Source organism: Orrella sp. JC864, from assembly GCF_037026685.1.
In the GTDB taxonomy this organism is placed as follows: domain Bacteria; phylum Pseudomonadota; class Gammaproteobacteria; order Burkholderiales; family Burkholderiaceae_B; genus Orrella.
Window position 1 is genome coordinate 163200 of sequence record NZ_JBANET010000002.1, and the last position, 17857, is coordinate 181056.

The window sequence follows — 17857 nt, forward strand, 5'->3', positions numbered from 1 at the left end:
GGGCGTCAGCGGGGCAGCAGCAGGTTTTCCAGCGTGCGCCGGTAGATGTTCTTGAGCGGTTCGAGATCGGCCAGCAGGATGTTCTCGTCCACCTGGTGGATGGAGGCGTTGCCCGGGCCGAACTCCATCACCTGCGGACAGACCTTGGCGATGAAGCGCCCGTCCGAGGTGCCGCCGGTGGTCGAGAGCTCGGCCTGCACGCCCGTCTCGGCCGCGATGGCCTCGGTCAGGGCCATGCTCAGTTCGCCGCGCGGGGTCAGGAAGGGCTCGCCGCCCAGCGTCCAGGCGATGTCGAAATCCAGGCCGTGGCGGGCCAGGATCTCCTGCACCTGGGCCTTTAAGCCCTCGGGCGTGCTGGCCGTGGAAAAGCGGAAGTTGAAATCCACCGCCACCTCGGCCGGGATGACGTTGGTCGCGCCGGTGCCGCCGTGGATGTTGGAGATCTGGAAGGTGGTGGGCGGGAAGTATTCGTTGCCTTCGTCCCAGCGCCGGGCGGCCAGCTCGGCCAGCGCGGGGGCGGCCTGGTGCACCGGATTGCGCGCCAGGTGGGGATAGGCGACATGGCCTTGCACGCCGCGCACGGTCAGCCGGCCCGACAGCGAACCGCGCCGGCCGTTCTTGACGGTATCGCCCAGGCGCTGCACCGAGGTGGGCTCGCCGACGATGCAGTAGTCCAGCGCCACGCCTTCGGCCTGCAGGGCCTGGCAGACCTTGACGGTGCCGTGCACCGCCGGGCCTTCCTCGTCCGAGGTGATCAAGAGCGCGATCGAGCCGGCATGGTCCGGATGGGCGGCCACGAACTCCTCGGCGGCCACCGCGAAGGCGGCGATCGAGCTTTTCATGTCGGCCGCGCCGCGGCCGTACAGGCGGCCTTCGCGCTCGGCCGGGACGAAAGGAGGGCTGGTCCATTTTTCCAGCGGACCGGGCGGGACCACGTCGGTATGGCCGGCAAACACCAGCAGCGGCCGGGCCTGCCCGCGCCGCAGCCAGAGGTTGCTCACGCCGCCTTCGGCGATGGTGCGCGCGGCAAAGCCAGAGCCGGCCAGCCGCTCGGCCAGCGCCTGCTGGCAGCCGGCGTCCTCGGGGGTGACGGAAGGCCGGGCGATCAGGTCCTTGACCAGCCCGAGCACAGCGGAATGCGCCATCAGGCCCTCAGCAGTTCGTTGATGCTGGTCTTGGCGCGCGTCTGCGCGTCCACCCGCTTGACGATGACGGCGCAGGCCAGGCTGTGGCTGCCATCCTCGGCGGGCAGCGAGCCGGGCACCACCACCGAGCCGGCCGGCACGCGGCCATAGCTGATCTTGCCAGTGGCGCGGTCGTAGATCTTGGTGCTTTGCGACAGGAACACGCCCATGGCCAGCACCGAGTTCTCCTCGACGATGACGCCTTCGACGACTTCCGAGCGCGCGCCGATGAAGCAGTTGTCCTCGATGATGGTGGGGTTGGCCTGCAGCGGCTCGAGCACGCCGCCGATGCCCACGCCGCCGGACAGGTGCACGTTCTTGCCGATCTGCGCGCAGGAGCCGACCGTGGCCCAGGTATCGACCATGGTGCCTTCGTCGACGTAGGCGCCGATGTTCACGTAGGAGGGCATCAGCACCACGTTGCGGCCGATGAACGAGCCGTAGCGCGCCGTGGCGGGCGGCACCACGCGGTAGCCGCCGGTCTTGAACGCGGTTTCGCCGTAGTCGGAGAACTTCAGGGCCACCTTGTCGTAGAACTGCAGCGGCGCCTGGCCCATCACCTGGTTGTCCTGGATGCGGAAGGACAGCAGCACGGCCTTCTTGATCCACTGGTGCACGACCCATTGCCCGCTTTGCTTGTCGGCCACGCGCAGGCGGCCCTCGTCCAGCGCGTGCAGCGTGTATTCGACGGCCTCGCGCACGGCGGCGTCGCAGCCGGCGGCCGAGATCTCGGCGCGGTTTTCCCAGGCTTGTTCGATGGTCGATTGCAGATCTAGCGTCATGGTGGCAGGTATAGGCTTGAAGGATGGAAAGGGAAGGGCTCAGGCGCGGCTGCGCGCAAAGCCCGCGATGCGGTGGGCCGCCTCGACGCAGTCGGCCAGCGGCGCGACCAGGGCGATGCGGATCCGGCCCGCGCCGGGGTTGGCGCCGTGCGCCTCGCGCGCCAGCAGGCTGCCCGGCAGCACGGTCACGCCGGTGGCCGCGTGCAGGTCGCGCGCGAAGAAGGTGTCCGGTCCGTGCGTGCCGGCCCACAAGTAGAAGGAAGCCTGGGGCGCGCGCACGTCCAGCACCGGCTCGAGTATGGGCAGCACGGCCTCGAACTTGGCGCGGTACTGGGCGCGGTTGGCCTTGACATGATCCTCGTCGGTCCAGGCGGCGATGCTGGCGGCCGAGACCAGCGGGCTCATGGCGCTGCCATGATAGGTGCGGTACAGCAGGAAACGCTGGATCAGCGCGGCGTCGCCGGCCACGAAGCCCGAGCGCAGGCCCGGCACGTTCGAGCGCTTGGACAGGCTGGAGAAGCAGACCAGGTTGCGGTAGTCGCTGCGGCCCAGGCGCTGCGCGGCCTGCATCGCGCCCAGCGGCGGAGCGGTCTCGTCCAGGTAGATTTCCGAATAGCACTCGTCGGCCGCGATCGCAAAGCCGTGGCGGTCCGACAGCGCGAACAGCGTGCGCCATTGCTCCAGGTCCATCACGTTGCCGGCCGGATTGCCCGGCGAGCAGACGAACAGCAGCTGGGTCTGGCACCAGATCTCGTCGGGCACCGACAGCCAGTCGCAGCCGAAGTCGCGCGCCGGGTCGGCATTGACGAACCAGGGCTGGGCGCCGGCCAGCAGCGCCGCGCCCTCGTAGATCTGGTAGAAGGGATTGGGGCACACCACCTTGGCCGGGACGCTGGCGTCGATCACCACCTGGGCGAAGGCGAACAAGGCCTCGCGCGAGCCCAGCACCGGCAGCACCTGGGTCTCGGGATCGGGCTCGGGGATGTCGTAGCGGCGGCTCAGCCATTGCGAGACGGTCTGGCGCAGGGCCGCATCGCCCTTGGTCGGCGGATAGGCGGACAGGCCGTCCAGCGCGCCCGCCAGCGCCTGCCTGACCCGTTCGGGCGCCGCATGCTTGGGCTCGCCGATGTGCAGGCCGATGGGCTTGAGCCCTTGCGGGGCCGGCCCGCCTTCGGCCAGCAGGCGGCGCAGCTTTTCGAAGGGGTAGGGGTGCAGGGCGTCGAGGCGGGGATTCATGGGGCGCAATTTTAGCAGCGCGCCCGCGATGCGCCCGGGCGATTCACAGCCCTGTCATCCTGGCCCACGAAACTTGGCGGCCATCCCAACCACCCGCGCCCGCGCGCCGCCGACCATGTCCCATCGCATCTCCCGCCGCCGTTTCCTGCGCAATGCCGCCGGCTCCGTTACCTTGGCCTCGACCCTGCCCCTGGCTGCCTGCAGCAGCAGCGACGACGACGACGAAAACGGGCAGGGCGGGGGCGTCGACCGCCCGCAGGTCAGCTTCGCGCACGGCGTGGCCAGCGGCGATCCCCTGGCCGACCGGGTCGTGCTGTGGACCCGCGCCACGCCCTCGCGCGACGAGACCCTGGCGATCGACTGGGAAATCTCCTCCGACCAGGCCTTTGCCGACATCGTCGGCTCGGGCCAGGTCCAGACCGACGACATGCGCGACTACACCGTCAAGGTCGATGCCGACGGCCTGCAGCCGGGCACCGTCTACTGGTATCGCTTTCGCCACGGCGATACCGTCTCGCCGGTGGGCCGCACCCGCACGCTGCCCACCGGTCCGGTGGCGCAGGCCAAGCTGGCGGTGTTCTCCTGTTCCAACTACCCGGCCGGCTACTTCCATGTCTATGCCGAGGCCGCGCAGCGCGGCGACCTGGACGTTGCCGTGCACCTGGGCGACTACATCTACGAATACGGCCGCGAAGGCTACGCCTCCGAGCAGGCCGCCGCGATGGGCCGCGAGGTCGAGCCCGCGCGCGAGATCGTCTCCCTGGCCGACTACCGCCAGCGCCATGCGCAGTACCGCCGCGATCCGGACCTGCAGGCCCTGCATGCGGCCATGCCGATGATCGCGGTGTGGGACGATCACGAAGTCACCAACGACGCCTGGACCGACGGCGCCCAGAACCACCAGCCCGAGCTCGAGGGCGACTACGAGCTGCGCAAGGCCGCCGCCATCCGCGCCTATCACGAGTGGCTGCCCACCCGCGAGCAGCAGCCGCTGAACCAGATCTACCGGCGCTTCGAATTCGGCGACCTGCTGACGCTGCACATGATGGATACCCGCATCATCGCGCGCGAGCGCCAGCTGTCCTATGCCGATTACCTGCCCGCGCTGCTGGGCAATCCCGATCCGCAGGCGGGCCTGGCCGACTTCCTGGCCAGCTTCGCCGCCGACGCCGCCGCGCCCGCCCGCCAGCTGATCGGCCCGGCGCAGACCCAATGGCTGCAGGAAGGCCTGGCCGCCTCGGGCGCCACCTGGCAGGTGCTGGGCCAGCAAGTGCTGATGGCGCCGGTGCACCTGCCCCTGCCGGTGCTGCTGGGCCTGCTGGCCTCGGCGGGCGAGCTGGGCGGCGTGACGCCGCCGGCCGGCCTGGTCGTCGACCCGGCCACCTACGTCGCGCTGTTGCAACGCCAGATGCAGGGCGACCCGACCCTGACGCCGCGGGAACTGGCGCTGCTCTCGCTGCCCTGCCTGCCCTATAACCTGGATTCCTGGGACGGCTACTGGGCCGCCCGCGAGACCGTGCTGCGCATGGCCGCGGCGCTGGATCGCAACCTGGTGGTGCTGGCCGGCGACACGCACAATGCCTGGGCCAGCGACCTGCGCGATATCGCCGGCAATGCCGTGGGCGTGGAGCTGGCCACTTCCTCGGTTTCCTCGCCCGGCTTCGAGGAATACCTGGCCGGCGCCGGCACCCCGCAGGAGCTGTCCGCCCTGGTGCGCATGCTGTCCAACCTCAATACCCTGCCGGCGGCCCAGCGCTGGGCCGGCACGCTCAAGTACGCCGATACCAGCCAGCGCGGCTACATGGTGGTGACCGCCACCCACGCCGAGTTGCGCGCCGACTGGCACTACGTCAGCACGGTCAAGGACGAGCAGTACACGGCCACGCTGGGCCACAGCCTGCGCACGCTGCCGGGCGCCGGCCAGCGCACGCTGGTGCCGGCCTGAGGGCGCTGGCGGTCTGGCGCGGCGAAAACCGCGCAAACCAAGCTACAATTGCGGATTACGCGCGCGGCGGGCCATGCCTGCCCCGCGCGTCGTGCGAGGGTGGCGAAATTGGTAGACGCACCAGGTTTAGGTCCTGACGCCGTAACAGGTGTAGGGGTTCGAGTCCCCTCCCTCGCACCATCGCAATAGTTTGCTGATCTCGTTTCTAGGTTGTTCGGATGTGCGGCCCGTGTTAGACCACGCACATTGGAAGAGTTTGCGAGATCGCCGATGCTAGTTCTGAAAGACCGGTCGCCGACACGCCTAGTCTGCCTCTTTCTGCGCAATATCGGCTCGGGACGTTGCAGGTGGGAAATCTCGATACAGAAGACGGGCCCTGCGCGCGCCAGCGGCGAGCGTACCCAGTGGATCGTTTCCGAGCGCGTCTACAGCCTGCCTTCCGAAGCCCTGGCCGACGGTTTCCAACGATTCGACGAAGAAATCGCCAGGCAGCCCTAGCCCGGCGGGGCGCGCCGGCGCGCGCAAGGGGCGGCTTTGCGCAGCCCCGCGCCGGCGAATGCCCCCGGGGCCGGTCAGCCGCCCGAGCCGCTGCCCGACGTGCCCGTCCCGCCGCCCGTGCCGGCGCCGCCGCCCGTACCCGAACCGCCACCCGTACCGGAGCCGGCGCCCGAGCCCGACGCGCCGCTGCCTGCGCCACCGGTCGTGCCGGAGGTGCCCGCGCCCGTGCCGGAGCCGGAGGTGCCCGCGCCGGGACCCGAGGTCGTGCCGCCGGTCCCCGAGGTGTCGCCGCCCATGCCTGGCGTGCTGCCGCCGGTGCCGGTGCCGGTGCTGCCAGTCCCAGTGGTGCCTGTGCCAGTCCCAGTGGTGCCAGTCCCAGTGGTGCCTGTGCCAGTCCCAGTGGTGCCCGTGCCGGTAGCGCCCGTGCCGGTGCCGCCGCCGGTCGTGCCGGTCGAGCCATGGGTGCCCGTGTCGTTGCCGTGCGCACCTTGGCCGCTGGCGGAGGTCTCGCCCGTCCTGTCCTTGCCGGTGCCGCCCGCGAGGACCGGGCCTGCGCCGGCCAGCGCAAGCGCCGCGATGGCGCCAATGATTGCCTTGTTTGCTTTCATGTCGTGCTCCCTTGGGGCGAGGCGCCATCAGGCCGACCTCGCCAGTGCCGGGGCAGAGCAGGATGCTTTGCCCGAGACCCATGGTAGGAGCGCGGGCGCGCAACGGCATTTCGAGCGGTGTCCGCATCTTGCGGCAACTGCAGCCGCGCGGCCGCTCGCCGGGCCGGGGCCGGCGAACCCGATGGAATCGGCAATGACTTTTACAGCAAGGCTAGGCCTGGGCCTCGTAGCGGGCCCGGATCTGCACGGCCAGCTTCTCGCCGGCCTGCCGTGCGGCTTCGGGCGTGTCGAATTCGTCCGTGCGCAGGGCCTCGTCGCCGCTGTCCACTTCGTGGCGGGCGCCCATCACGTCAAGGCGGGCCTTGTACGTGCCGCCGGCGGTCGGTTCTACCGTTACTTTCACTTCCACGCTCATGGCCGTCTCCTATAGGTCTCTGCGGCCCCAATTTAGCCCGGGGCCGGCCCGCTGTCTGTTTCAGCACGCCCCGATGGTGTCAATTTGCTGCAGGCCTGGCAAGCCCCGGGCGGCGTCGGCGCCGCGCCGCACCGAGGCGGGCGGGGCGCGCTTGCGCCTGCATTCTGTTGCACGGCCCGCCAACGCCTCGCGCTACGATCCGTGCAAACAAGCCGGCTTATGCAACGAAGGGAGCACCGATGTTCGATTTCCAGGCCTGGGCGCGCGCGTATCTGCGACCCGTCTTCGGCGATCATGCCGAGATTTCCTTCACCGGCTCCTGCGAAGCCACCGTGGCATGGGCCGTCACCTACGAAAGCGGCGAGATGCGGCGCTACGAAGCCGTGCTGCGCCTGGACGAAACCCTTTACCAGCACCTGCAGCAGGCCGACGAGGACGAGCGCGCCACCCGGGGATTGGCCATCAACGCCTGGCTGCTGCGCGAGGGCATCGCGCCGGGGCATGTTCCGCAATCGGCCAGCAGGCTGGTCGTGATCGGCAAGGGCGCGGCCGGACTCTAGGCCCTGGCCGCGCGCGCCCTCAACTCTATACAATGGCGCCGCCAGGGACGGCGCGCCGCGCCTGTGCCTTGCGCCTTGCGACGGACCGACCATGAACCACCAGACTCTTCAGTACCGGACTTTTGTCTCCCTGCTGATCGCGGTGTCGCTGGGCCTGCTCTGGGTAGTGTGGCCCTTCATCGGCGCGGTGTTCTGGGGCGCCATCCTTGCCATCATCTTCGTGCCCCTGCACCGGCGCATGCTGCGCAGCTTCGGCCACCGCCGCAACCTGGCCGCGCTGGCCACGCTGCTGGTGGTCCTGCTGCTGGTGATACTGCCGGCCGCCCTGATCGCCGGCGCGCTGGTGCAGGAAGGCACCCAGGTCTACGCCCGCATCCGCTCGGGCGAGATCGATTTCGGCGCCTACTTCCAGCAGATCTACGAAGCCTTGCCCGGCCCGGCCCATGCGCTGCTCGAGCGGTTCGGCGTCACCGACCTGCCCACCATGCAGCAAGAGCTCTCGGCCCTGGCCGCCCAGGGCAGCCAGTTCATCGCGGCGCAGGCGCTCAGCATCGGGCAGAACACCGCCCAGTTCCTGGTCAGCTTCGGCGTGATGCTCTATCTGCTGTTTTTCCTGTTTCGCGACGGCGCGGGCTTGTCGCGCCGCATCAAGGACGCCGTGCCGCTGAGCGAGGAGCACAAGCGCCATCTGTTTCGCAAGTTCACGACCGTGGTGCGCGCCACCGTCAAGGGCAACGTGGTGGTCGCGGTCACGCAGGGCGCGCTGGGCGGGCTGATCTTCTGGATCATGGGCATCCAGGGCGCGCTGCTGTGGTCCGTGCTGATGGCTTTCCTGTCCTTGCTGCCGGCCGTGGGCGCCGGGCTGATCTGGGGGCCGGTGGCCATCTACTTCCTGGCTACCGGCGAGCTCGTGCAGGGCCTGGTGCTGATCGCCTACGGCGTGCTGGTCATCGGGCTGGTGGACAACATCCTGCGGCCGATCCTGGTGGGCAAGGACACCCAGATGCCCGATTACCTCGTGCTGATCACCACCCTGGGCGGCATGACCATCTTCGGCCTGACCGGCTTCGTGGTGGGCCCGCTGGTGGCGGCCTTGTTCATGGCGATCTGGGACCTGTTCGCCACCATGAACGAAAGCACCGAATAGGCGGCCAAGCGGCCGCCGGCTTGCAACCGGCGTGACAAGAGATTAAGCCTGCCGCCGGGCCGGCTCCGCGGTCCGCGGGGCGGGACTCATACGCCTACCCAATGACACCGTTTATCACAGGCCCGGCGCGGGCCCTTGGCTATCTTGGTAGCGCCGCTTTCGGCAAAACCAGGACGCAGGCGAGGGCACGCATGGATCTATCTGTTCGCGAGAGCGCCGGACGCAAGGCCGTGCTCAAGCTTTGCGCCCACCGGGGCAGCGGCTATTACTGGGAAGTGGACGTGACCGATGCGCGGCCCGGCGTGCCGGCCGAGCGGCTGCGCTCGTCCGACCGCTACGCCTCGGCGGCCAAGGCCGCCTCCGAGGGCTTCAAGGTTTTTAATTCGCTGGCGCGGGAGGCGGCCAACTCGCCGGCCGCGCCGGCGGGCCCGTTCGCAGCGTCCGCTGCATAATCCAAGAAGGAGCAGTCATGTTGAGAAAGGCCATACTCGCTATGCTGGTCGCCGCGTCGGCAGTCGCCGCCGGCTGCAACACCGTCGACGGCGCGGGGCGGGACATCGAGCGCGGGGGCGAAAAAATCCAGGGCGCGGCCAACCGCTAGGCCGCCGTCCGCGCGCGCGAAACGCCTGCCGGCCGCCTGGGCCGCCCCGATGCTCGGGCGCGGCCCAGGCGGCTTTCAGTTTCCGGTAAAATGACCTGTTACGCACCCGCGCATGCCGATTGCATAGGCCGTCCGCCTGTTTATTTTGCTGCGCCGCCGGCCGGGCGTGCCGGGCCAGGCGGCAGCGCGGGAGGCCACTTCCGCTGATCGTCGCGAAGTGGCGGTCTTATCAATCCTCGCGCAAGCGCGATCAATTCTGGGAATAGGTTTTTCATGCAGCCTGTGGTTGAAACTCTCTCCGGCCTCCAGCGCCGCGTTGATCTGGCCGTCTCGCTGGCCGATGTCGAAAAGGAAGTGCAGGCGCAGCTCAAGCGCGTGGCCAGCACCGCCAAGATCCAGGGCTTTCGCCCCGGCAAGGCGCCGCTGTCGCTGATCGAGCGCAGCCACGGCCCCGGCATCCGCTATGACGTGATCAACAGCCAGGTCGGCCGCGCTTTCGAGCAGGCCATCGATGCGTCCAAGCTGCGCGTGGCCGGCACGCCCAAGCTCGAGCCCAAGACCGAAGGCGTGCCCGAGGGCACCCTGGCGTTCTCGGCCGAGTTCGAGGTCTATCCCGAAGTGCAGCTGCCCGACCTGTCCACGCTGGAAGTCAAGCGCGCCGTGGCCGAAGTGGGCCCGGAAGAGGTCGAGCGCACGCTGGGCATCCTGCGCAAGCAGCGCGCCCAGTACGAGAGCCGCGCCGACCGCGCCGCCCAGGACGATGACCGCGTCACGCTGGACTTCGTCGGCACCCTGGACGGCGTGCCCTTCGAAGGCGGCAAGGCCGAGGACTTTCCCTTCGTGCTGGGCCAGGGCCGCATGCTGCCCGAGTTCGAGACCGCCGTGCGCGGCATGAAGGCCGGCGAGACCAAGACCTTCCCGCTGGCCTTCCCGGCCGACTATGCGGGCCAGGAAGTGGCCGGCAAGACCGCCGAGTTCGCCATCACCATCAAGGACGTGGCCGAACCCGTGCTGCCCGAGCTGGACGCCGAGTTCGCCAAGTCGCTGGGCCAGGCCGAGGGCGACATCGAGAAGCTGCGCGCCGACATCGCCGCCAACCTGCAGCGCGAGGTCAAGCAGCGCACCCAGGGCCGCACCAAGACCAGCGTGATGGACGCGCTGGCCCAGGCCAGCACCTTCGAGGTGCCCAAGGCGCTGGTCGAGAACGACACCCAAAGCCGCATCGCCTCGGCGCGCGAAGAGCTCAAGCAGCGCGGCGTGCCCAATGCCGAGTCGGTGCCCATCCCCGCCGAAGCCTTCGCCGGCGAATCCGAGCGCCGCGTGCGCCTGGGCCTGGTGGTCTCCGAACTGGTCAAGCAGGCCCAGCTGCAGGCCAAGCCCGAGCAGGTGCGGGCCCGCATCGAGGAATTCGCGCAAAGCTACGAGCAGCCCGCCCAGGTGGTGAGCTACTACCTGTCGGACCGCCAGCGCCGCGCCGAGATCGAGGCCGTGGTCCTCGAGGACAACGTGGTCGAGCACGTGCTGTCCAAGGCCAAGGTCACCGAGGAAAAAGTGCCGTTCGACCAACTGATGGGAACCGCCTGATGCGACGATTCACCGATTTCTATGCGTCCTTGTACGGTGGCGAGTCGGTGACGCCTACCGGCCTGGGCTACATTCCGATGGTCATCGAGCAGTCGGGGCGCGGCGAGCGCGCCTACGACATCTATTCGCGCCTGCTCAAGGAGCGGGTGATCTTCCTGGTCGGGCCGGTGCATGACAACTCGGCCAACCTGCTGGTGGCCCAGCTGCTGTTCCTGGAGTCCGAGAACCCCGAGAAGGACATCTCGTTCTACATCAACTCGCCGGGCGGTTCGGTCTATGCGGGCATGGCCATCTACGACACCATGCAGTTCATCCAGCCCGAGGTCTCCACGCTGTGCACCGGCCTGGCCGCCAGCATGGGCGCCTTCCTGCTGGCCGCCGGCCAGAAGGGCAAGCGCTTTGCGCTGCCCAATTCGCGCATCATGATCCACCAGCCCTCGGGCGGCGCCCAGGGCCAGGCCTCGGACATCCAGATCCAGGCGCGCGAGATTCTCGATCTGCGCGCCCGCCTGAACCGCATCCTTTCCGAGCGCACCGGCCAGCCCATCGAGCGCATCGAAGTCGATACCGAACGCGACAACTTCATGTCGGCGGAAGATGCGGTATCGTATGGATTGATCGACAAGATGCTCACCAGCCGGGCTCAGGAAACCTGATCCCGCGGTTGTCAACGCGGGCGGACCGCGGTCCGCGCCGCTCAACCCCATTTTTAGACGCATATGCCCGAAAAGAAAGGATCGGCCGACGCCAAGGTGCTGCATTGCTCTTTCTGCAACAAGAGCCAGCACGAGGTCCGCAAGCTGATCGCCGGCCCGTCGGTGTTCATCTGCGACGAGTGCATCGACCTTTGCAACGACATCATCCGCGAGGAAGCGCAGGCTTCGGCGCGGGCGGCCATACGTTCCGAGCTGCCCACCCCGGCCGAGATCAAGCGCTTCCTGGATCAGTACGTGATCGGGCAGGATGCGCCCAAGCGCATGCTGGCCGTGGCGGTGTACAACCACTACAAGCGCATCCGGCATGGCGAGATCAAGGGCGACGAGGTCGAGCTCTCCAAGAGCAACATCCTGCTGATCGGGCCCACCGGCTCGGGCAAGACGCTGCTGGCCCAGACGCTGGCCCGCCAGCTTAACGTGCCGTTCGTGATGGCCGACGCCACCACGCTGACCGAAGCCGGCTACGTGGGCGAGGACGTCGAGAACATCATCCAGAAGCTGCTGCAGAACTGCAACTACGATGTCGAGAAGGCCCAGCGGGCCATCGTGTACATCGACGAGATCGACAAGATCTCGCGCAAGGCGGACAACCCGTCCATTACCCGCGACGTCTCCGGCGAGGGGGTGCAGCAGGCACTGCTCAAGCTCATCGAGGGCACGGTGGCCTCGGTGCCGCCGCAGGGCGGGCGCAAGCATCCCAACCAGGACTTCGTCCAGGTCGACACCACCAACATCCTGTTCATCGTGGGCGGCGCCTTCGACGGGCTGGAGAAGGTCATCCGCGGCCGCACCGAAAAATCCGGCATCGGTTTCTCGGCCTCGGTCAGCACCAAGGCCGAGCGCTCGGTGGGCGAGATGTTCGCCGAAGTCGAGCCCGAGGACCTGATCAAGTTCGGCCTGATCCCCGAACTGGTCGGACGCCTGCCCGTGGTCGCCACCTTGCGCGAGCTGGACGAGGACGCCCTGGTCAGCATCCTGACCGAGCCCAAGAACGCCCTGGTCAAGCAGTTCCAGAAGCTGTTCGCCATGGAAGGGGCCGAACTGGACGTGCGCCCGCAGGCCCTGCGCGCCATCGCCCGCAAGGCGCTCAAGCGCAAGACCGGCGCGCGCGGCTTGCGCTCCATCCTTGAATCCGCGCTGCTGGACACCATGTACGAACTGCCCACCGTAGGCAACGTCAGCCGCGTCGTCCTGGAGGACAGCGCCATCGAAGGCAGCGGCAAGCCCTTGCTGATCTACGCCGACGAGGCTGCCGAGAAGGCGCCTGCCAAGGACGCCGGCCACGGCAAGGTGCGCGACGCGGCCGCCTGAGGCCTGCCCCGCCCGAGCCCCTGCCGCGGGCGGGCCCCGGCGCCGCCCGGGCCGGCGTGCCGGCGGCGTTTTCCATAATGCAAAAAGACCACAGCGGTGGGCCCGACAACCCTGCCTGCGGCAGGGTTGTTGGCCTGCGGCACAGCCCGGAACTTGTTTTTTGGGCTATCGTCTTCATATGGGACGTATGACCGGAATGCGGGCGTCGTCGCCCGGCCCCTCCCGCTTCCGAAACGCTGCAATTTCTTGAAGGAAGCCCATCATGTCTGCCAGCCAGACCCTGCCCTCCGAACCGATCGACCTTCCGCTGCTGCCGCTGCGGGACGTGGTCGTGTTCCCGCACATGGTCATTCCCCTGTTCGTCGGCCGTCCCCGGTCCATACGCGCGCTGGAAGCCGCCATGGAAGCCGGGAAAAGCATCATGCTGGTGGCCCAGAAGTCCGCCGGCAAGGATGACCCCACTCCCGAAGACGTCTACGAGATCGGCTGCGTCGCCGGCATCCTGCAGATGCTCAAGCTGCCCGACGGCACCGTCAAGGTGCTGGTCGAGGGCTCGCAGCGCGCGCGCATCACCCGCGTGGACGATGCCGAGTCGCATTTCAGCTGCGAGGTCGTGCCCATCGCGCCCGAAGCCCAGGCCGGCGCCGAGACCGAGGCCCTGCGCCGCGCGATCGTGGCCCAGTTCGAGCAATACGTAAAGCTCAACAAGAAGATCCCGCCCGAGATCCTGACCTCGCTGGCGGGCATCGACGATGCCGGCCGCCTGGCCGACACCATCGCCGCGCACCTGCCGCTCAAGCTCGAGGAAAAGCAGAAGATGCTCGAGGTGTTCGGCACGTCCGAACGCCTGGAAGCCCTGCTGGCCCAGCTCGAGACCGAGATCGACATCCTCCAGGTCGAAAAGCGCATCCGCGGCCGCGTCAAGAAGCAGATGGAAAAGAGCCAGCGCGACTACTACCTCAACGAGCAGGTCAAGGCCATCCAGAAGGAGCTTGGCGAGGGCGAGGAAGGCGCTGACATCGAAGAGCTGGAAAAGAAGATCCAGGCCGCCCAGCTGCCCAAGGAGGCGCGCAAGAAAGTCGATGCCGAGCTCAAGAAGCTCAAGCTGATGTCGCCCATGTCCGCCGAGGCGACCGTGGTGCGCAACTACATCGATACGGTCATCAATCTTCCCTGGAAGAAGAAGAGCAAGGTCAACAATTCCATCGCCAACGCCGAGAAGGTGCTGGACGACGACCACTATGGCCTGGAGAAGGTCAAGGAGCGCATCCTCGAATACCTGGCCGTGCAACAGCGCGTGGACAAGGTCAAGGCGCCCATCCTGTGCCTGGTCGGCCCTCCCGGCGTGGGCAAGACCTCGCTGGGCCAGTCCATCGCCCGCGCCACCAACCGCAAGTTCGTGCGCATGGCGCTGGGCGGCGTGCGCGACGAGGCCGAGATCCGCGGCCACCGGCGCACCTATATCGGCTCGATGCCGGGCAAGATCCTGCAGAACATGTCCAAGGTGGCCGTGCGCAACCCGCTGTTCCTGCTGGACGAGATCGACAAGCTGGGCATGGATTTCCGTGGCGACCCCGCCTCGGCCCTGCTGGAGGTGCTAGACCCCGAGCAGAACCACACCTTCCAGGACCACTACGTCGAGGTCGATTTCGACCTGTCCGACGTGATGTTCGTGGCCACCAGCAATACCCTTAACATCCCGCCGGCCTTGCTGGACCGGATGGAGGTGATCCGCCTGTCCGGCTATACCGAGGACGAGAAGGTGCACATCGCCCGCGAGCACCTGCTGCCCAAGCTGATGAAGAACAACGGCTTGAAGGAGCAGGAACTGGCGGTGGACGAATCGGCGATCCGAGACATCGTGCGCTACTACACCCGCGAGGCGGGCGTGCGCGCGCTGGAGCGCGAAATCGGCAAGATCTGCCGCAAGGTCGTCAAGCAGCTGCTCACGCAGTCGCAGACCACCGAAACCGGCGAGGTCCGCAAGGCCGAGACGCCCGTCAGCCAGGTGCTCGTGACCGGCGAGAACCTGCATGACTACCTGGGCGTGCGCCGCTACACCTTCGGCATGGCCGAAAAGGAAAACCAGGTGGGGCAGGTTACCGGCCTGGCCTGGACCGAGGTGGGCGGCGACCTGCTGACCATCGAGGTGGCCGACATGCCGGGCAAGGGCGTGATCCAGCGCACCGGCTCGCTGGGCGACGTCATGAAGGAATCGGTCGAGGCCGCGCGCAGCGTGGTCCGCGCCCGGGCCCGCCGGCTCGGGTTTGCCGACAGCGTGTTCGAGAAGCGCGACATGCACGTGCACGTGCCCGAGGGCGCCACGCCCAAGGACGGTCCTTCGGCCGGCATTGCCATCACCACGGCAATGGTCTCGGCGCTGTCGGGCATTCCGGTGCGTGCGGACGTGGCCATGACGGGCGAGATCACCCTGCGCGGCGAGGTGCTGGCGATCGGCGGCCTGAAGGAAAAGCTGCTGGCGGCGCACCGCGGCGGGATCAAGACGGTCCTCATTCCCGAGGAAAACGTCAAGGACCTGGCCGAGATCCCGGACAACGTCAAGAACCACCTGGAAATCGTGCCGGTGCGCTGGATCGACCAGGTGCTCGAGCGTGCCCTGGAGCGTGTGCCCGAGCCGCTGCCCGAGGAAGAGGTCAAGGCCGAACCGGTCGTGGCCGCCGCCAAGGGCAGTGGCGACACCGATACGGTGATCAAGCACTAGCGAGGCCGTCCAAGGCCGCCGGCAGCCGCTCCCCCCAAGGGGGCGGCTGCCGGCAGGCTGCGCGAAGGGTCGCCAGCCGCGCCGTCGGGCGCAGGCAGGAAAACATGGAACAGGAAGGTAGCGTCCGCCTGGACAAATGGTTGTGGGCGGCGCGATTTTTCAAGACGCGTTCGCTGGCGAGCGCAGCGGTGGAGGCAGGCCGGGTCCAGGCCAACGGCGCCCGGGCCAAGCCTTCGCGCGCGGTGCGGCCAGGTGATCGCCTGGCCATCGTGGGCGTGCAGGAGCAGTGGGAAGTGACGGTGACCGGGCTGGCCGACAAGCGCGGCTCGGCGACCGTGGCCCGTGGCCTGTACGAGGAAACGGCATCGAGCGTGGCTGCCCGGCAGCAGAGGGCGGAGCAGCGCCGGCTATGGAGCGAGCCGGCCCAGGGCCGGGCGGGCCGCCCGACCAAACGCGAGCGCCGCGACCTGGACCGCTACAGGCAAGGTTGAACCGCATCGCAGCAGTGCCGTTCAGGTGCAGGCTCAGTGCAGCGATTGGGTGCGAATCAGGCCCACCGCGATGCCCTCCAGGGCAAAATCCTGTCCGGGCCGGACCTCGATGGGCGAGAAGTCGGGGTTTTCGGCCAGCAGCTGCAGCTTGCCGCCTTGGCGGGACAGCCGCTTGACGGTGACTTCGTCGTCCAGCCGCGCCACCACGATCTGGCCGTTGCGCGCTTCGCTGGCGCGCTTGACGGCCAGCAGGTCGCCTTCGAGGATGCCGGCATCGCGCATGCTCAGGCCGCGCACCTTGAGCAGGTAGTCGGGCGGCTGGTCGAACAGGCCGGGATCGACGCCGATTTCGCGCTCGACGTGTTCGGTGGCCAGGATGGGGCTGCCCGCGGCCACGCGGCCGACCAGCGGCAGCATCAGTTGCGCCAGCGCCGGGTGGGGCAGCATGGCCTGCACCGGTTCGGGCCGCTCGGCGACCAGGCGGATGCCGCGCGAGGCGCCGGCGGTCAGCTCGATGGCGCCCTTGCGGGCCAAGGCCTTGAGGTGGTCTTCGGCCGCGTTGGCCGAGCGAAAGCCCAGCGCTTGCGCGATCTCGGCCCGCGTGGGCGGAAACCCGGTACGGGCCACGGCCTGGCGGATGAGATCGAGGATTTCCTGCTGTCGGGCAGTCAGTTTGGTAGCCATCGCGAATCGCACTGTATATGTATACAGGCTCGATTGTGACCGAGGCTGCCAGGCTTTGCAAGCCTTCGGTACCGGCGCGGCGGGCCGCCGCGCCGGGGCCGGGCCTACTGTTTCAGCACGGCGGCGATGGCCTTGGCCACCGCATCGATGTTGCCGCTGTTCAGGGCGGCCACGCAGATGCGGCCGGTGGGAATGGCGTAGACGCCGGACTCTTCGCGCATGCGGCCCACCTGCTCGGCGCTCAGGCCCGAGTAGGAGAACATGCCGCGCTGCTTGAGGACGAAGTCGAAATCCTGCGTGACGCCGTGCTCCTTGAGCTTGTCCACCAGCTGGCGGCGCATCAGCCGGATGCGCTCGCGCATGCCGGCCAGCTCTTCGTCCCACAGCTTGAACAGTTCGGGCGAGTTCAGCACCGCCGACACCACGCTGGCGCCGTGCGTGGGCGGGTTGGAGTAGTTGGTGCGGATGGTGCGCTTGAGCTGGCTGAGCACGCGGGCGGCTTCTTCCTGGCTGCCGGCGACCACCGTCAGCGCGCCGACGCGCTCGCCGTACAGCGAAAAGGACTTGGAGAAGGAGGAGCTGACCAGCATGGTCATGTCCTGGGCGGCCATCCTGCGCACCACCGCGGCGTCCTGTTCCAGCCCGTCGCCAAAGCCCTGGTAGGCGATGTCCAGGAAGGGCACCAGCTTGCGGGCCTTGACCGCCTCGATGATCTGGCCCCACTGGTCGAGGGTGGGATCCACCCCGGTGGGGTTGTGGCAGCAGGCATGCAGCACCACGATGCTGCCTTCGGGCAGGGCGCGCAAGCCTTGCAGCATGCCCTCGAAGTTCAGGCCCCGCGTGGCGGCGTCGTAGTACGGGTAGGTGACCACCTCGAAGCCGGCGCGCTCGAACAGCGCGCGGTGGTTCTCCCAGCTGGGGTCGCTGATGGCGACCTTGGCGCCGGGCATGATGCTGCGCAGGAAGTCGGCGCCGATCTTGAGCGCGCCCGTGCCGCCCAGCGCCTGGGTGGTCAGCACGCGGCCCTGCGCGGCCAGGGGGGAGTCCTTGCCCAGCAGCAGCGCCTGGGCGCCCTGGTTGTAGCCGCTGATGCCTTCGATCGGCAGGTAGCCGCGGGCCGAGGCCGACTCAAGGCGGGCCTGCTCGGCCCGGCGCACGCTTTGCAGCAGCGGGATGCGGCCCTGGTCGTCGTAGTACACGCCCACGCCCAGATTGACCTTGCCGGGGCGGGTATCTGCGTTGTATTGCTCGGTCAGGCCGAGAATGGGATCACGGGGGGCGAGTTCGACGGAGGCGAAAGGAGAGCTCATGAACGGGATGGAGGTGGACGCGTACAGGACGCAGGGGGATAATGAGGGGTTTACCCTTACGCA

Annotated in this window: 18 protein-coding genes and 1 tRNA gene; 12 read left to right on the forward strand and 7 right to left on the reverse strand. The window is 68.3% G+C overall.

Translation table 11 applies throughout. The features are described from left to right. Positions 1-5: 5 nt before the first annotated feature. Genes dapE through dapC form a run of 3 tightly spaced genes read right to left on the reverse strand, consistent with a single transcriptional unit; the run spans position 6 to position 3202 of the window. Positions 6-1145 (reverse strand): succinyl-diaminopimelate desuccinylase, encoded by a 1140-nt coding sequence (gene dapE / locus V8Z80_RS02500; RefSeq protein ID WP_336060889.1) that lies wholly within the window; start codon positions 1143-1145, stop codon positions 6-8. Continuing rightward, entirely contained in the window at positions 1145-1966 is an 822-nt protein-coding gene (dapD, locus tag V8Z80_RS02505) for a 2,3,4,5-tetrahydropyridine-2,6-dicarboxylate N-succinyltransferase (protein WP_155196126.1), read from the reverse strand. The genes dapE and dapD overlap by 1 nt, the downstream gene beginning before the upstream one ends. 39 nt (positions 1967-2005) lie before the next feature. Continuing rightward, entirely contained in the window at positions 2006-3202 is a 1197-nt protein-coding gene (gene dapC, locus V8Z80_RS02510) for a succinyldiaminopimelate transaminase (RefSeq protein WP_336060890.1), read from the reverse strand. A gap of 115 nt (positions 3203-3317) precedes the next feature. On the opposite strand from dapC, the gene V8Z80_RS02515 reads away from it, so the two are divergent. The 3 genes from V8Z80_RS02515 to V8Z80_RS02525 all read left to right on the forward strand — a co-directional run bounded on the left by V8Z80_RS02515 (position 3318) and on the right by V8Z80_RS02525 (position 5645). Then, positions 3318-5147 carry an alkaline phosphatase D family protein gene (locus V8Z80_RS02515; protein ID WP_336060891.1) on the forward strand — a complete coding sequence of 610 codons (1830 nt, stop codon included), beginning with the start codon at positions 3318-3320 and terminating at the stop codon, positions 5145-5147. Positions 5148-5240: 93 nt separating this feature from the next. Further along, positions 5241-5327 (forward strand) — tRNA-Leu (locus V8Z80_RS02520). Between the two features lie 90 nt (positions 5328-5417). After that, a complete protein-coding gene (locus V8Z80_RS02525; RefSeq protein WP_336060892.1) occupies positions 5418-5645 on the forward strand; it encodes a hypothetical protein in 228 nt (75 codons plus the stop codon). A gap of 74 nt (positions 5646-5719) precedes the next feature. Here the strand turns inward: V8Z80_RS02525 and V8Z80_RS02530 are convergent, their stop codons facing one another. After that, positions 5720-6253, reverse strand: a complete 534-nt coding sequence (locus tag V8Z80_RS02530; protein ID WP_336060893.1) for a hypothetical protein — start codon at positions 6251-6253, stop codon at positions 5720-5722. A gap of 211 nt (positions 6254-6464) precedes the next feature. After that, positions 6465-6668: a hypothetical protein gene (locus V8Z80_RS02535; protein WP_155193548.1), complete on the reverse strand. Its 204-nt coding sequence runs from the start codon at positions 6666-6668 to the stop codon at positions 6465-6467. Between the two features lie 239 nt (positions 6669-6907). Here V8Z80_RS02535 and V8Z80_RS02540 point away from each other — a divergent pair, with 239 nt between their 5' ends. From V8Z80_RS02540 to V8Z80_RS02580, 9 genes are all read left to right on the forward strand, one after another. Next, positions 6908-7228, forward strand: a complete 321-nt coding sequence (locus V8Z80_RS02540) for a hypothetical protein (protein WP_336060894.1) — start codon at positions 6908-6910, stop codon at positions 7226-7228. 91 nt (positions 7229-7319) lie between these two features. Further along, positions 7320-8375 (forward strand): AI-2E family transporter, encoded by a 1056-nt coding sequence (locus V8Z80_RS02545; RefSeq protein ID WP_155193545.1) that lies wholly within the window; start codon positions 7320-7322, stop codon positions 8373-8375. Positions 8376-8566: 191 nt separating this feature from the next. After that, on the forward strand, positions 8567-8827 hold the full coding sequence (locus tag V8Z80_RS02550) for a hypothetical protein (RefSeq protein ID WP_155193543.1): 261 nt from the start codon (positions 8567-8569) through the stop codon (positions 8825-8827). A 17-nt stretch (positions 8828-8844) separates the two neighbouring features. Next, positions 8845-8976, forward strand: coding sequence for an entericidin A/B family lipoprotein (locus V8Z80_RS02555; RefSeq protein WP_155193541.1), 132 nt, complete (start codon positions 8845-8847; stop codon positions 8974-8976). A 273-nt stretch (positions 8977-9249) separates the two neighbouring features. Further along, complete coding sequence (gene tig, locus V8Z80_RS02560; protein ID WP_155193539.1) at positions 9250-10560, forward strand: trigger factor; 1311 nt, start codon at positions 9250-9252, stop codon at positions 10558-10560. Further along, positions 10560-11216 (forward strand): ATP-dependent Clp endopeptidase proteolytic subunit ClpP, encoded by a 657-nt coding sequence (clpP, locus tag V8Z80_RS02565; protein WP_155193537.1) that lies wholly within the window; start codon positions 10560-10562, stop codon positions 11214-11216. The genes tig and clpP overlap by 1 nt, the downstream gene beginning before the upstream one ends. 63 nt (positions 11217-11279) lie before the next feature. Continuing rightward, a complete protein-coding gene (clpX, locus tag V8Z80_RS02570) occupies positions 11280-12587 on the forward strand; it encodes an ATP-dependent Clp protease ATP-binding subunit ClpX (protein WP_155193535.1) in 1308 nt (435 codons plus the stop codon). Positions 12588-12849: 262 nt separating this feature from the next. After that, positions 12850-15309, forward strand: coding sequence for an endopeptidase La (gene lon, locus V8Z80_RS02575; protein WP_336060896.1), 2460 nt, complete (start codon positions 12850-12852; stop codon positions 15307-15309). Positions 15310-15413: 104 nt separating this feature from the next. After that, complete coding sequence (locus V8Z80_RS02580) at positions 15414-15800, forward strand: S4 domain-containing protein (RefSeq protein WP_155193531.1); 387 nt, start codon at positions 15414-15416, stop codon at positions 15798-15800. Positions 15801-15833: 33 nt separating this feature from the next. Here V8Z80_RS02580 and lexA read toward each other — a convergent pair whose 3' ends face one another. Together lexA and V8Z80_RS02590 are read right to left on the reverse strand one after the other, a co-directional pair. Continuing rightward, complete coding sequence (lexA, locus tag V8Z80_RS02585; protein WP_336060897.1) at positions 15834-16484, reverse strand: transcriptional repressor LexA; 651 nt, start codon at positions 16482-16484, stop codon at positions 15834-15836. A 104-nt stretch (positions 16485-16588) separates the two neighbouring features. Further along, positions 16589-17794 (reverse strand): amino acid aminotransferase, encoded by a 1206-nt coding sequence (locus V8Z80_RS02590; protein ID WP_155193528.1) that lies wholly within the window; start codon positions 17792-17794, stop codon positions 16589-16591. Positions 17795-17857: the final 63 nt, after the last annotated feature.

What these genes read in the sequence shown, in the direction of transcription:
- dapE (WP_336060889.1), bottom strand. Translation starts at nt 1,145, where the DNA reads ATGGCGCATTCCGCTGTGCTCGGGCTGGTCAAGGACCTGATCGCCCGG.
- dapD (WP_155196126.1), bottom strand. Translation starts at nt 1,966, where the DNA reads ATGACGCTAGATCTGCAATCGACCATCGAACAAGCCTGGGAAAACCGC.
- dapC (WP_336060890.1), bottom strand. Translation starts at nt 3,202, where the DNA reads ATGAATCCCCGCCTCGACGCCCTGCACCCCTACCCCTTCGAAAAGCTG.
- V8Z80_RS02515 (WP_336060891.1), top strand. Translation starts at nt 3,318, where the DNA reads ATGTCCCATCGCATCTCCCGCCGCCGTTTCCTGCGCAATGCCGCCGGC.
- V8Z80_RS02525 (WP_336060892.1), top strand. Translation starts at nt 5,418, where the DNA reads ATGCTAGTTCTGAAAGACCGGTCGCCGACACGCCTAGTCTGCCTCTTT.
- V8Z80_RS02530 (WP_336060893.1), bottom strand. Translation starts at nt 6,253, where the DNA reads ATGAAAGCAAACAAGGCAATCATTGGCGCCATCGCGGCGCTTGCGCTG.
- V8Z80_RS02535 (WP_155193548.1), bottom strand. Translation starts at nt 6,668, where the DNA reads ATGAGCGTGGAAGTGAAAGTAACGGTAGAACCGACCGCCGGCGGCACG.
- V8Z80_RS02540 (WP_336060894.1), top strand. Translation starts at nt 6,908, where the DNA reads ATGTTCGATTTCCAGGCCTGGGCGCGCGCGTATCTGCGACCCGTCTTC.
- V8Z80_RS02545 (WP_155193545.1), top strand. Translation starts at nt 7,320, where the DNA reads ATGAACCACCAGACTCTTCAGTACCGGACTTTTGTCTCCCTGCTGATC.
- V8Z80_RS02550 (WP_155193543.1), top strand. Translation starts at nt 8,567, where the DNA reads ATGGATCTATCTGTTCGCGAGAGCGCCGGACGCAAGGCCGTGCTCAAG.
- V8Z80_RS02555 (WP_155193541.1), top strand. Translation starts at nt 8,845, where the DNA reads ATGTTGAGAAAGGCCATACTCGCTATGCTGGTCGCCGCGTCGGCAGTC.
- tig (WP_155193539.1), top strand. Translation starts at nt 9,250, where the DNA reads ATGCAGCCTGTGGTTGAAACTCTCTCCGGCCTCCAGCGCCGCGTTGAT.
- clpP (WP_155193537.1), top strand. Translation starts at nt 10,560, where the DNA reads ATGCGACGATTCACCGATTTCTATGCGTCCTTGTACGGTGGCGAGTCG.
- clpX (WP_155193535.1), top strand. Translation starts at nt 11,280, where the DNA reads ATGCCCGAAAAGAAAGGATCGGCCGACGCCAAGGTGCTGCATTGCTCT.
- lon (WP_336060896.1), top strand. Translation starts at nt 12,850, where the DNA reads ATGTCTGCCAGCCAGACCCTGCCCTCCGAACCGATCGACCTTCCGCTG.
- V8Z80_RS02580 (WP_155193531.1), top strand. Translation starts at nt 15,414, where the DNA reads ATGGAACAGGAAGGTAGCGTCCGCCTGGACAAATGGTTGTGGGCGGCG.
- lexA (WP_336060897.1), bottom strand. Translation starts at nt 16,484, where the DNA reads ATGGCTACCAAACTGACTGCCCGACAGCAGGAAATCCTCGATCTCATC.
- V8Z80_RS02590 (WP_155193528.1), bottom strand. Translation starts at nt 17,794, where the DNA reads ATGAGCTCTCCTTTCGCCTCCGTCGAACTCGCCCCCCGTGATCCCATT.